The organism is Sediminibacterium sp. FW305-C-49 (assembly GCF_058231085.1).
Genome location: NZ_JBIQXS010000003.1, coordinates 45,405 through 58,357 on the forward strand (window position 1 = coordinate 45,405; position 12,953 = coordinate 58,357).

The window sequence follows — 12,953 nt, forward strand, 5'->3', positions numbered from 1 at the left end:
TTTAGGGTGGCAAATATATTCTTAAATGCCATCTTCGCTTGTGCCAGAACGGTTACATCTATAAACTCAGCATTTAAGTCTACAGAAAGTTATTTACTTGTATAACAATCATTTCCTGCAACAACAGCATGTTGCCTCATTGTTTGTCGGGACGTAAAGTTTCATCACCTGGCCACTTCCATGCAAGGTGGATGATCAGACAAAGCTGCACTACTTCTACAGCTGCCGCAAAAATCATGTGGATCCAGGCTTCTCCAGCCAGGTTAAATAGCATGTAAGGAATAAGAGCTATTGCTACAATGATATTTGTTAAACGATTTACTCTGGCAGCGAGCGTAACAGAAAGAAAAATCATCAATATCGGAATAGTAGCCAGCGAAAGTGCAGTGAAAATGAATCCCTGTGTAATATCAAATACAAATACCTTTCCTTTCTGTATATCTTCTATCTTATTCGGCATGTACAAGTGAAAATAATCTACATAGATGTAGAGAAACATAAAACTAGCCCACAGCGCAGCCAGCTTTAGTTTCACACTTACCGTGATATCTTGCAAATTTTTTTGCATAATTTTTTCTGTACGCATAAATTATGTGTTAAAAATTAAATCCAAAGTCAAGCCCGGGTTGAATAAAATAGTTATTCCATTTATTTTCTACTGCTTTAAAAGCACCGGGAACATTTGTTCTTACAGGCCAATAACTGATTCCAATAGCGGGTTCAAAAAAGAAGCGGTTTTTAAAAAACTTAAACTGATAACCCAGGTAAAAATCCAGGTATAGCGTGTAACCATTTCCGACCTTTTTCTTATTGGCATCAATATATTTTTCAAAAGCATGTAACGCGTAAACGGATGTATAAGCTCCTTTCCACCAAAACCGCTGGTATCCTAGTGTAGGTGCAAGTATGCGTGCATGACCCGGATAATTCTCTCCCGGTGCATCGAATGAAGGTGAACTAAAGGGGATGCCTAATGGCCAGGCATAAATGGATCTTTTAAACCTGAATGAAACAACATCTTTGGGGGTAATCCTGTAGCCAACATTGAATTGTACATACTCAGGATTGTTTACTTTATCTAAATTCCCTAACATCAATAGCGAACTTCCAACAAACCATTTTTTCTGCGTACTGTCTTTTCCGGCATCCTGTGCCTTCAGCTGTAGACTATTTGCCCACAGAAAGACAAATCCCATCCATACAAATTTCTTCTGCATCTCTTTTTAGTAATAAGTGATGATGCAAAAGTAGATTGGGCGGAAGCGTAGGTACGTTCACTTAAGTTAAGAAATGAGGCTTAGCTCTTTTTCTCCAGAATTCTTGCTCTGAGTCTGCTTAAAGACTGGGGTGTGATGCCTAAATAGCTGGCTAACTGGTGTTGGGGAACACGCTGAATAAGGTCTGGTCTTGATTCTAATAAATTCAGGTATCGTTGTTCAGGGGAGGAGGTTTTAAACCCGTCAAAGTCAATTCGCTGCTGCGCCAGCAATTCTTCCGACAATTTTCTACACATTAATTCGAACTTCGGAAATTTACTGTTTACTTCTGCTTCCATATCAGCATTTGAAACGGTAAGAATGCTGTCTTCCACACAACTGATGAAATATTCTGAAGGCGTTTTATTGATTACAAAATGAGGCGTCAACACGTCCATTTCCGTGTAGAAAGCAGTTGTTTTTTCTTCCCCGTCAATCAGGTAATAAGTACGGATACAGCCTTTTAAAACAAAGTAACTTTCTTTCGTATGTTGCCCTTCTTTCAGTAAAATCGTTCCTTTCTTAACCGAGCGAAACAGGTCCAGAGAAATAAGTACATTCTTCTCGTCTTCTGTCAGTGTAATGTATTTGGATATAAAGTCGAATAGTATGTTTTCCATTGTTTTGTTGTTACGGCGGTCTGTTTGGCTTGCTGCTACCATAAAAGTACGCAATTAAAGCAGACGAAACGTGCTTGTGAAATCTATCATATGATCAGATGATGAACATATTGCAGTTGTATTTTCCTGAAAATAAGTTTCCGAATGGGGTGGCCATAGTAAAAGCAAAATTAAATATTATACCATAGCTGTGTAACCGGCGCCGAGTTCTCTTCGAGAGATGTGGAGAGGAACAGGCTGTGGAGAAGGAATGGCGAACTGTCTGCGAGAGATGTCGAGAGGAGAAAAAAGGATTATTTAGATTTTATTACATTTGATCAATCACAATATTCAAATATGAAATTTTTAATTTCATTTATACTTGCCTTTACATTGATACAAGATATTAAAGCGCAAGATTCAATTCCTTACTGTACAATATATGTTTATCGTCCACAAAGGTTTGAAGGGTCATTACTTGGATATGATTTGAATTTCTCAAACCAACTAATTAAGGACGGTATTTTAATTGCAAAAATCCGAAACAATACAAAGACAATTGTTAAGTTGCAGCAGGAAGGAATCTGTGAATTCTGGGCGAATATCGGTGTTACTAGATCCGTGAAGATTAAACTAGAATACGGAAAGTCATATTATCTCAAATGCGAACTTGAAACTGGTATTACACTCGGTCGCCCAGTTTTAACTTTGATGTCTGAAGAACAAGGGAAGAGTGAATTTGAACAGGTGAAAAAAATCAAAAAGCCTGAAGTCAATTAATATCGACAATGTTTTGTGAACCAAACACACTAAAGAATTTTCAATTTTACTGAATACTGTGAAGTAGCATTTGACAGATGAACGGGTATAAGCAAAACTAAATGTTATACCATAGCTGTATAACTGGCGCCGAGTCTCCAACGGATTCCTGTGGGCCTCTACGAGAGACATAGACAAAGAACAATCTAAGGAGAAGGATTACTACAAAAAGGTTAAACTATACTGGATTAATCGAATTAATAAATAATTCAAATATCTCTATCATTTTTTTATTTTCTTTTTTTCTTAGACGATGTAGTTTTAAACCTGCTTCACGAAATATTAGATCTTTCATAGTATCATTAGCTATGTTTTTCTGCTGGTCATGCCAACTACTGTCAAGCTCAATGAATATTTCGGATCTAAAAGTAGTTGGATTTACAATACACAAATCGAGAGTCGATTTATAAAAAAAGCTAATCGTTTCTTTATCTAAGCGGCTACAAACTTTCGAATTAATTATAGTACTAAGTGCAGCATTTGGGAGTAAAATCTTATCAGGTAATATAGATTTTGCGGCAAAAAAAAGTTCTTTCTCTTGAGGCGATTCATTGAAAATGTCTTTATTGAATTTGAGCTTCCCATCTTCTCCAATCTTTACGTTAAGATTTGCGCCAATACGGCTATTAGTAATGTTCTCTTCAATTACTTTTGCTTCATTTTTTAAGAATAATTGAGCATCTGAATCATTTCCAAGCAATTCAGCATATTTCCTATCAGGATTCTTGTTAAAAAGGTACCGTGCGATTTTCTTAAGTGCGGTTTCTGACAGAACTAAAGCTGAATCGTTTGACTTGTGTAGTTGCAAAATTCTTGTCGCAACAGCTTGGTGGTCTTCATTTGTTTCACTTTCATGTCTCTTGAGTTCATCAATAAAAACAGTCTCAAATATTGAAAATATTGGTGATTCAGCTATATTCTGGGCACTTTTGTTTTTGGAAAGTATATTATTTAGCTTGATCCAATTTCTATCCTGCAAATATCTTAAGCAATCCTCAGCTGTATTCATAAGCCTCTGTTACATTAAAATTATTAAATATATCTTCACTTTTAACCTTTCAAGCCACAAAAATCCATATTTGTATTCCTGAAATCTACCAATTCTCTTCCCCAAAATATCCCATTTTCCCGACTTTTTCCCTACTTTTGCACCCCTGATTTATTAAACCATCGGGACTATTTTATGAACATTTTCCGTAAACAATTAAACGCAGATGCTCAGGAGAACGCTGGTGCCCCAGAGGTAGCAGAAGTTACTACTGCGACAACAAATGCACCTGTAGCAGCGCCCGTTGTAGAAACAGCGCACGATGATTTCGACTGGAGTATCGACAAACGTAACGTTAGTCATTATGCCGAGTCTGAAAGAGTAAAATACGATAAAGTGTACGACAACACTTTCGTACAGATTGAAGATGGCGAAATCGTAAGAGGTGGTGTAGTGGCCCTTACTAAAACAGATGTGGTAGTAAACATCGGTTTTAAAAGTGATGGTCTTGTATCACTGAACGAATTCCGCGATGTTCAGGGTCTGAAAATTGGTGACGAAGTAGAAGTAATGGTGGTAGAGAAAGAAGACCGCAATGGTAATCTGCACCTCAGCCGTAAGTCTGCCCGCATCTTCCGTGCATGGGAGCGTATCGTTGAAGTTCACAAAACAGGTGAAGTCATTACCGGTACCGTTACCAGCAAAACCAAAGGTGGATTGATCGTTGATGTATTTGGTATGGAAACATTCTTACCAGGTTCTCAGATCGATGTAAAACCTGTAACTGATTACGATCAGTTTGTAGGTAAGACCATGGAGTTTAAAGTAGTGAAGATTAACGAAGCGATCAAGAATGCCGTTGTATCACACAAAGCACTGATCGAAAGTGATATCGAAGCACAGCGTGCAGAGATCATGAGCAAACTCGAAAAAGGCCAGGTATTAGAAGGTGTGGTGAAAAACATCACAGATTTCGGTGCTTTCATGGACCTTGGTGGTTTGGATGGTCTGTTGTACATCACCGATATTTCATGGGGCCGAATCTCTCACCCAAGCGAAGTGGTGAAGATGGACCAGAAATTGCAGGTGGTGGTACTGGATTTCGACGACGACAAAAAACGTATCAGCTTAGGTCTGAAGCAGTTAACTCCACACCCTTGGGATGTGCTGCCTGAAGGTCTGTCTGAAGGTTCAGTAGTAAAAGGTAAAGTGGTAAATATAGAAGATTACGGTGCTTTCTTAGAAATTCAGCCTGGTGTTGAAGGTCTGGTACACGTATCTGAAATCACATGGGCAAATACACCGATCAATGCGAAGGAATTCTTCAAACTGGGCGATGAGTATGCAGCCAAAGTGGTTACCCTCGATAAAGATGCCCGTAAGATGAGTCTCAGCATCAAGCAAATGAGCGATGATCCATGGAGCACCATCGAAACCAAATTCCCGGAAAGCAGCAAACACAAAGGACTGGTGAAAAACATCACTCCATACGGTGTATTTGTTGAACTGGAACCAGGTATCGGCGGTATGATCCACATCAGCGACCTGAGCTGGCTGAAACGTTTCAACCACCCAAGTGATTACACCAAAGTGGGAGAACATATCGATATCATCATCCTCAGCATCGATAAAGAAAACCGTAAACTGCAGTTGGGTCACAAACAACTGGAAGAAGATCCATGGAATGCCCTGGAAGATACTTTCGCTGTTGGAACCCTGCATGAAGGTACCGTTACCCGTAAGGACGACAAAGGTGCCCTCGTACAACTGCCTTATGGTTTAGAAGGTTTTGCGCCCAACCGTCACCTGAACAAGGAAGATGGTACGCAGGTGAAAGCCGACGAAACTGCTCAGTTCATGGTGATCGAATTCGATCGCAATGAAAAGCGTATCGTGTTGAGCCATGCCCGTATCTGGGAGAAAGTAGTAGCTGAAGAAAAGGAAATTGCCAAGAAAGAAGCGAAAGCGGAGTCTGACAATACCAAGAAAGCAGTGAAAAACATCCAGGCGAAAGTAGAAAAAGCTACCCTGGGCGACCTGGGTGCTTTAGCCGAAATCAAGGCCAAACTGAAGGAAGGAGAAGGCGATAACTAATCGTCTTCGTTTGAATAGGTAAAGAAAAAGGCTGTCTTGCGGTGCAAGGCAGCTTTTTCTTTAACAGAGGGGAGGGAATAAGAAATAGGAAATAAGGAATAGGAAATAGGGTATAAATACGTGGTATAAATACGGTGTTTTTGTAAGCGGGAACTAGTGAGATTTGTGAGATAATATGCTTTATGGAAATACAACGTACACTTGACCTTGAAGATAGGCTGATTCGTTTTGCAGTGATCTGTATTCAAACGGCAGAACAACTTCCCAGAACATTTTCCGGAAACCATTTGGGAGGGCAGTTGACCAGGAGTGGGAGTGCACCGGCTCTGCAATACGGGGAAGCCTGTTCCGCAGAATCAAGGGTCGATTTTATCCATAAAATGAAAATTGCACTAAAAGAATTGAGGGAAACGAATAATTGTCTGGCAATCATAGAGAAACTCAATTGGGGGCTGAACGTAAATTTGTCAGCGGCCAGAAAAGAATGCACTGAATTGGTATATATTTTTCTAAAAAGTATCGACACAGCCCGCAAAAACGCCCAAAAAAAGTCTTCTAATCCCTAATCTCTAATTCATATTTCCTATTTCATATTCCTTATTTCTCTGTTTTTTATGCTTTTCTTAACTCCCTGATAATCAATTCCCCAATTCAAGTTTCTAAATTGCCGGTAATTAACTAATTTTGCCAACTTGTATGAATAGGATTGTACTCATTTTAGTGGTTGCTGTATTACTGGTTTCCTGCTCCAATAAGTTCTCTAAGACCTTAAAGAGCAAAGACTATGAGTATAAATACAAAATGGCAGAACAGTATTATGCCAAGAAAGACTATACAAAAGCACAAGTGCTCTTTGAAGATATCTTCCCTTATGTAAAAGGAACTTCCAGGTATGAGGACATGTACTACAAGTTCGCCTATTCCTATTACTACCAGGCAGATTATCTGAATGCAGAGAACCTGTTCAAGAGTTTTGTAGAAAATTTCCCCAACAGTACCAAAGGAGAGGAGTGCGATTATATGCGTGCTTACTGTTATTACAAACAGTCACCCAAGGTAGACCTCGATCAGACCAATACCAATAAGACCATGCAGTTGATGCAGGTGTTTATTAATACGCATCCCACATCGAAAAGGGTACAGGATGCAACAGATATCATTGATAAGTGCAGAGAGAAATTAGAAGCGAAAGAATACAAAGGAGCTGAACTGTATTATAACCTTGGGTTCTATAAAGCAGCCGCCATCGCATTTGGTAATGTATCGGATAATTTCCCCGATTCAAAAAAGGCCGATGAATACAAGCTGCAGGTGATCAAATCTTATTTCCGTTATGCGGAGATGAGTTATGAAGAAAAACAGAAAGAACGTTTTGAAAAAGTGATATCGGAATGTGTGGATTTTCAGGATCGTTTTGCAGAAAGCAAACACCTGGAAGAAGTGAACAAATACAAATTACAATCAACAAATTATATTAAAAACCAGAAAAATGAGCAAGCTAAGAAGGCAAATGAGCGCTAATACCGCTAGTGTGGTTGAAACCAAAAGCCTGATTTCTATTAAAGAGAAAACAGGTAACCTGTACGAATCCATCGCTATCATTGCGCGCAGAGCTAACCAGATTAATGTGTCGCTGAGAGAAGAGCTGCACAATAAACTGGAAGAGTTTGCCAGTCATACAGACAGCCTGGAAGAAATCCATGAAAACAAGGAGCAGATTGAAATTTCGCGTGCCTACGAGAAAATGCCCAATCCTGCCATCCTCGCTACACAGGAATTCATGGAAGGTAAAATCTACCACAGAAGAAACAACGATAACGACCTTTTCAGATAAGGCAGGTTATTGGTAAGATAATTTTATGAAAACGACAGTTATTATGACTGTCGTTTTTTGTTACTTTGAGGAGGTGAATGGGCAATGATGAATATTGAATCGTGAATGTTCCGTGAGATTCTTTCGGAAATAGCGTTGATTAAAATATTCATTATTGATAAGGAATTGATGTAAGAATCGTCACTACCATCAAATAGTCACCATTCACCATTGACGATTCACGATTGACCATTCACCATTGACGATCATGCTAAAAGGAAAAAAAATACTCATCGGCATCACCGGCAGCATTGCTGCTTATAAAACCATTACACTGGTTCGCTTACTCATAAAAGCAGGTGCCGAAGTAAAAGTGGTGATGACACCCGCAGCCCGTGAATTTGCATCACCTGTTGTACTTTCTACCCTATCAAAAAATACCGTTGTTCACGACCTTGTAGAAGGCGATGCATGGTCGAACCATGTCATGCTCGGTCGCTGGGCGGATGTGATGCTGATAGCGCCGCTTAGTTGCAATACATTAGGTAAAATGGCCAATGGATTATGCGATAATGTATTACTGGCAGTATATCTATCTGCTACCTGTCCGGTAGTGATAGCGCCGGCTATGGATGAAGACATGTGGCATCATCCATCCACCAAAAGAAACCTGGCACAACTGGTAAAAGACGGTAACCATGTCATTGAAGTAGGTAAGGGAGAGCTGGCCAGTGGATTGTTCGGTGATGGAAGAATGGCAGAGCCGGAAGACATCTGTCAGTACCTGATAGAACATTTTTTCAGAACAACAGAACTCAAAGGAAAGAAAGCCATTGTAACGGCAGGCCCTACTTATGAAGCCATCGACCCGGTTCGTTTTATTGGAAATCATTCATCCGGTAAAATGGGTTTTGCTATTGCAGAAGAATTGTATTTGCGTGGTGCTGATGTGGTATTGATCACAGGTCCAACCAGTCAGCAAACAAATTATAAAGGGATTAATGTTCAGCCGGTAGTATCGGCAGATGATATGTACCATGCAGCCGTAGCGGCATTTGATGGGGCGTCTATTGCAGTCATGTCGGCAGCCGTAGCAGATTATAAACCTGCACAGGCAGTACAGGAGAAGATCAAGAAAAAGCAGGAGGAGTGGAGCATTGAACTGGTGAAGAATAAAGACATATTACATCAGTTGGGTCAGCAAAAAAAAACCGGGCAGTTTCTCTTAGGGTTTGCACTCGAAACCAATAATGAAAAAGAGAATGCACTGTCTAAACTAAAATCCAAAAATGCAGATGGTATTGTACTCAATTCATTGAACGATAAAGATGCGGGCTTTGGTGTGGATACCAATACGGTAACCATCTTTCACCAGTCGGGTTCTGAAGAAAAGATTGCTGTGAAATCGAAAAAAGAAATAGCGGCTGATATTGTTTCATTCATTATAAAGCACCTGCATGTATAAAAAAATCATCAGCCTGTTATTGATCGCTATTATTGTTAGCGAAGCGGGTGCCCAGGAATTACAGGCAAGGGTAACGGTATTATCGAACAGGGTAACCACCAATATCGACAGAAAAATATTTACCACCCTGCAAAACCAGTTGACCAATCTGCTAAACAACAGAAAATGGACAAACGATAGTTACAAACAGAATGAAAAAATAGAATGCAGTTTTATCCTCAATATTGAAAGTATACTGGAGCCTAATATTTATAAAGCTTCTTTAAACATACAGGCAGCAAGACCGGTATATCATTCATCGTACCAGGCAGCCATGATTAATTTTCAGGATGCAGATGTGGCATTTAAATACCTCGAATTTCAACCGGTAGAGTTTAATGAAAACAGGGTACAGGGTACAGATGCTGCGGCAGCTAATCTTACTGCCATCTTTGCTTTTTATGTATATACCATACTCGGACTCGATTACGATTCTTTTGCTCCCAAAGCAGGAGAAGCTTATTTCAGAAAGGCACAGAATATTGTAAACAATGCACCGGAAGGAAGAGGTATTTCCGGCTGGAGAATATTTGATGGTTTAAGAAACCGGTACTGGTTGAATGAAAACCTGATCAATACAAGGTATAATACCATTCATGATATTATCTACGGGTATTACAGAAAAGGGTTGGATAATTTATATGATAAGGAAGCAGAAGCAAGGGCTGGTGTCATCAATTCGCTGATTCAATTGCAGACTTTTAGTAAGGAGAATCCGAATACTATGATTCAGCAATTCTTTATGCAGGGAAAATACCTGGAGCTGGTAGGTATCTTTAAAAAAGCTCCGGCTGGCGAAAAAGCAAAAGCCCTTGAATTATTAAGTGAGCTGGATGTTGCCAATGCATCAAAATATAAAGAAGAACTACGATGAGGATATTGATCTGTGCCTGTATAGTTTGGATATCATTGATGCAGATAAGCTGCCGCAATGAAACAAAAACAGCCATCATACCCGTAGACAGTATGAAACTGATTATGTGGGATATGATGAAAGCAGATGAATGGTTCAGCAGAAAAATGGTGCAGGATACCAACGCTGTTCGTAACAAGGAAGATGTGAAAATGTATGAAATGGTATTCAAAGTACATGGTGTAACGCGCGAGCGGTATTTTACCAGTTACCGTTATTATGAAGGAAGACCCATTTCTTTTAAAAGATTACTCGATTCTCTTGATGCATATGCCAACAAGGAGCGGTTAAAACGATATGAAACAGAAAGGGGTGACAATAGGTCCTTTCAACCCCAAAAATGATTGCCTTACTATGAATAAAGTGTATAAAAATGCAACAGCCGCCATAGCAGATATAGCGGATGGAGTCACATTGATGTTAGGTGGCTTTGGTCTCAATGGCATACCTGAAAACGCCATAGCCGCCCTGGTAGAAAAAGGCGTAAAAGAACTGACCTGTATTTCAAACAATGCAGGTGTGGATGATTTTGGATTGGGACTGTTACTCAAAACCAGACAGATCAAAAAAATGATCAGCAGTTATGTCGGAGAGAATGCAGAGTTTGAAAGACAATTGCTGAGTGGTGAACTCGAAGTAGACCTTATTCCGCAGGGAACACTGGCTACACGTATACAGATGGCCGGCATGGGTATTCCTGCCTTCTTTACACCGGCAGGGTATGGAACAGAAATAGCAGAGGGAAAAGAAGTGAGGGTATTCGATGGAAAACCACACCTGATGGAAATGGCCTTACATGCCGACTTTGCACTGGTGAAAGCCTGGAAAGGAGACACACTGGGTAACCTTGTTTTCAGAAAAACAACCCGCAATTTCTCCACTTCTATGGCCAAAGCAGGCAATATTACGATTGCAGAAGTAGAACATCTTGTACAGCCCGGAGAACTGGATCCCGATGAAATACATGTGGCAGGCGTATACGTACACCGCATATTTGAAGGGAAGGACTATGCGAAAAGAATTGAAAGGAAAACAGTGAAGTTAGTGAGTGGGGAGTCGTGAATGGTGAATCGCCAATCGTCAATAGTTAGGGTGTTGTTTCTTTACTTAGGTACTTAAAGTTCACCATTCACGATTGACCATTCACGATTAAACACTATCATGCATTTTTAACATCAAAACAACCTCATCCATGGCTTTAGATAAATTCGGAATTGCAAAAAGAATTGCGCAGGAACTGCAGGATGGCATGTATGTGAATCTCGGAATAGGTATACCTACGCTGGTAGCCAATTTTATTCCGGAAGGGATGACGGTCATTTTTCAGAGCGAGAATGGGATCCTCGGTATGGGTCCATACCCGACCGAAGCATCAATAGATGCGGATTTAATCAATGCCGGTAAGGAAACCGTAACCGTGATTCCCGGCGGTGCATTTTTCGATAGTGCTGAAAGTTTTGGTATGATCAGGGCCGGTAAAATTGACCTGACGGTATTGGGTGCCATGGAAGTGAGTGAAACGGGAGATATAGCCAACTGGAAAATACCCGGTAAAATGGTGAAAGGCATGGGTGGAGCGATGGATCTAGTGGCCAGTGCACGAAATATCATTGTAGCCATGATGCATACCAATCCGAAAGGAGAGAGTAAATTATTACCTCAATGCAGTTTGCCGCTAACAGGCGTGGGTTGTGTAAAAAAAATAGTCACTGAATTAGCAGCACTCGATATTACAAAAGATGGCTTTGTTCTATTGGAGCGTGCACCCGGAGTGAGTGTGGAAGAAATAAAAGCCAAGACAGCAGGGAAACTCATTATACCCGGAGATGTTCCCGAAATGCAGTTGTAAACTGCATCCAACTTTTTTCAACTAATATTGTTGTAAAGCATTTCAATCTTAAATCAAATCATATGAGTATCCAGGTAGGTGCTGTAGCGCCCGATTTTTCTCTTTTCGACACAGACAAGAACAAAGTATCATTGGCAGAACAAAAAGGAAAGAATGTAGTAGTACTTTTCTTTCCACTTGCATTTACGGGTGTTTGTACCACCGAATTGTGTAATGTGCGTGATAATATTTCTTTGTATAACAATACCAATGCAGTGGTTTTCGGTATTTCGGTAGACTCACTGTTTTCATTGGGTAAATTTCGTGATGAGCAGAAATTGAATTTCCCGTTGCTCAGCGACTTTAATAAAGAAGCTGCTAAAGCTTTCGGTGTATTATATGAGACTTTCCCTGCTTTTGAGATGCAGGGTGTAAGTAAACGAGCTGCATTTGTAATTGATGCATCAGGTGTGGTTAAATATGCAGAAGTATGTCCAACACCCGGCGATCTTCCTAATTTTGAAGCTATTCAGCAAACCCTGGGGAGTCTCTAGGAACAGAGAAATAAGGAATAAGAAATGAGGAATGTCCAAATAAGGAAGGGGTGTTAAAGGCCTTTACTTCCTTATTTGGACATTCCTTATTTCTTATTTCGCTGTTTTAACAGTCCTTTTTGTATAAATCACATCATTTAACTAATTTAGAGTAACATTAAACCCATGGGGAAAAGGTACACAATACTTTTATTGGTATTTATGGCCTTCGGAAGCAGCTTTGCATCCGACCCGGATTTTAATGTTTCCAGGTTAACGGAGTTTCCGGAATTGCAATCAAAAGTATCCCGTTTTTATCCCAACCCTGCTACTACAGTCATTACTTTTGAGTTTGATAAAACGGTCGATAAATCTTACAGTTTACTCATCTGCAATTTTCTTGGAAAACGAATGACGGAAGTACGTATTACCGAACCTAAAGTGGTGATCAACCTCGATGACCAGTATTACCGTGGTCTTTATATCTATCAGCTACGCGACCAGACCAACCGCATTGTAGAATCGGGCAAGTTTCAGGTAGTGAAATAACATTTCAGTTTACATTTATCACTTATCAGTCAATTCAGGACTGCTTCTTTTTCTATT

16 protein-coding genes are annotated in these 12,953 nt (G+C 40.0%); 12 read left to right on the forward strand and 4 right to left on the reverse strand.

Annotation, left to right across the window (positions count from 1 at the left end):
* Positions 1-136: 136 nt before the first annotated feature.
* From ACH3Z1_RS14265 to ACH3Z1_RS14275, 3 genes are all read right to left on the reverse strand, one after another.
* A complete protein-coding gene (locus tag ACH3Z1_RS14265; RefSeq protein ID WP_490822664.1) occupies positions 137-586 on the reverse strand; it encodes a DUF6326 family protein in 450 nt (149 codons plus the stop codon).
* Positions 587-596: 10 nt separating this feature from the next.
* Entirely contained in the window at positions 597-1,217 is a 621-nt protein-coding gene (locus tag ACH3Z1_RS14270) for a hypothetical protein (RefSeq protein ID WP_490822665.1), read from the reverse strand.
* 80 nt (positions 1,218-1,297) lie between these two features.
* The gene (locus ACH3Z1_RS14275) at positions 1,298-1,876 is read right to left on the reverse strand and encodes a Crp/Fnr family transcriptional regulator (RefSeq protein WP_490822666.1); all 579 of its coding nucleotides are present in this window, start codon (positions 1,874-1,876) and stop codon (positions 1,298-1,300) included.
* 336 nt (positions 1,877-2,212) lie between these two features.
* Here ACH3Z1_RS14275 and ACH3Z1_RS14280 point away from each other — a divergent pair, with 336 nt between their 5' ends.
* Positions 2,213-2,635, forward strand: coding sequence for a hypothetical protein (locus ACH3Z1_RS14280; protein ID WP_490822667.1), 423 nt, complete (start codon positions 2,213-2,215; stop codon positions 2,633-2,635).
* A gap of 217 nt (positions 2,636-2,852) precedes the next feature.
* Here ACH3Z1_RS14280 and ACH3Z1_RS14285 read toward each other — a convergent pair whose 3' ends face one another.
* Complete coding sequence (locus ACH3Z1_RS14285) at positions 2,853-3,683, reverse strand: DUF2726 domain-containing protein (protein ID WP_490822668.1); 831 nt, start codon at positions 3,681-3,683, stop codon at positions 2,853-2,855.
* Positions 3,684-3,857: 174 nt separating this feature from the next.
* Here ACH3Z1_RS14285 and rpsA point away from each other — a divergent pair, with 174 nt between their 5' ends.
* The 11 genes from rpsA to ACH3Z1_RS14340 all read left to right on the forward strand — a co-directional run bounded on the left by rpsA (position 3,858) and on the right by ACH3Z1_RS14340 (position 12,896).
* Entirely contained in the window at positions 3,858-5,756 is a 1,899-nt protein-coding gene (gene rpsA / locus ACH3Z1_RS14290) for a 30S ribosomal protein S1 (RefSeq protein ID WP_490822669.1), read from the forward strand.
* Positions 5,757-5,938: 182 nt separating this feature from the next.
* Positions 5,939-6,322, forward strand: coding sequence for a four helix bundle protein (locus ACH3Z1_RS14295; protein WP_490822670.1), 384 nt, complete (start codon positions 5,939-5,941; stop codon positions 6,320-6,322).
* 130 nt (positions 6,323-6,452) lie between these two features.
* Positions 6,453-7,277, forward strand: a complete 825-nt coding sequence (locus ACH3Z1_RS14300; RefSeq protein WP_490822671.1) for an outer membrane protein assembly factor BamD — start codon at positions 6,453-6,455, stop codon at positions 7,275-7,277.
* Positions 7,246-7,590, forward strand: coding sequence for a DNA-directed RNA polymerase subunit omega (locus ACH3Z1_RS14305; protein WP_133475561.1), 345 nt, complete (start codon positions 7,246-7,248; stop codon positions 7,588-7,590). The genes ACH3Z1_RS14300 and ACH3Z1_RS14305 overlap by 32 nt, the downstream gene beginning before the upstream one ends.
* Positions 7,591-7,837: 247 nt before the next feature.
* Complete coding sequence (gene coaBC, locus ACH3Z1_RS14310) at positions 7,838-9,034, forward strand: bifunctional phosphopantothenoylcysteine decarboxylase/phosphopantothenate--cysteine ligase CoaBC (RefSeq protein ID WP_490822672.1); 1,197 nt, start codon at positions 7,838-7,840, stop codon at positions 9,032-9,034.
* The gene (porD, locus tag ACH3Z1_RS14315; RefSeq protein ID WP_490822673.1) at positions 9,027-9,947 is read left to right on the forward strand and encodes a type IX secretion system protein PorD; all 921 of its coding nucleotides are present in this window, start codon (positions 9,027-9,029) and stop codon (positions 9,945-9,947) included. Before coaBC ends, porD begins: the two co-directional genes overlap by 8 nt.
* The gene (locus tag ACH3Z1_RS14320; protein WP_490822674.1) at positions 9,944-10,330 is read left to right on the forward strand and encodes a DUF4296 domain-containing protein; all 387 of its coding nucleotides are present in this window, start codon (positions 9,944-9,946) and stop codon (positions 10,328-10,330) included. The genes porD and ACH3Z1_RS14320 overlap by 4 nt, the downstream gene beginning before the upstream one ends.
* 10 nt (positions 10,331-10,340) lie before the next feature.
* Positions 10,341-11,048, forward strand: a complete 708-nt coding sequence (locus ACH3Z1_RS14325) for a CoA transferase subunit A (RefSeq protein WP_490822675.1) — start codon at positions 10,341-10,343, stop codon at positions 11,046-11,048.
* 130 nt (positions 11,049-11,178) lie between these two features.
* Entirely contained in the window at positions 11,179-11,835 is a 657-nt protein-coding gene (locus ACH3Z1_RS14330) for a 3-oxoacid CoA-transferase subunit B (protein ID WP_490822676.1), read from the forward strand.
* Between the two features lie 62 nt (positions 11,836-11,897).
* Positions 11,898-12,368, forward strand: a complete 471-nt coding sequence (locus ACH3Z1_RS14335) for a redoxin domain-containing protein (protein WP_490822677.1) — start codon at positions 11,898-11,900, stop codon at positions 12,366-12,368.
* 165 nt (positions 12,369-12,533) lie between these two features.
* Positions 12,534-12,896, forward strand: a complete 363-nt coding sequence (locus tag ACH3Z1_RS14340) for a T9SS type A sorting domain-containing protein (RefSeq protein WP_490822678.1) — start codon at positions 12,534-12,536, stop codon at positions 12,894-12,896.
* The last annotated feature ends 57 nt before the right edge of the window (positions 12,897-12,953 follow it).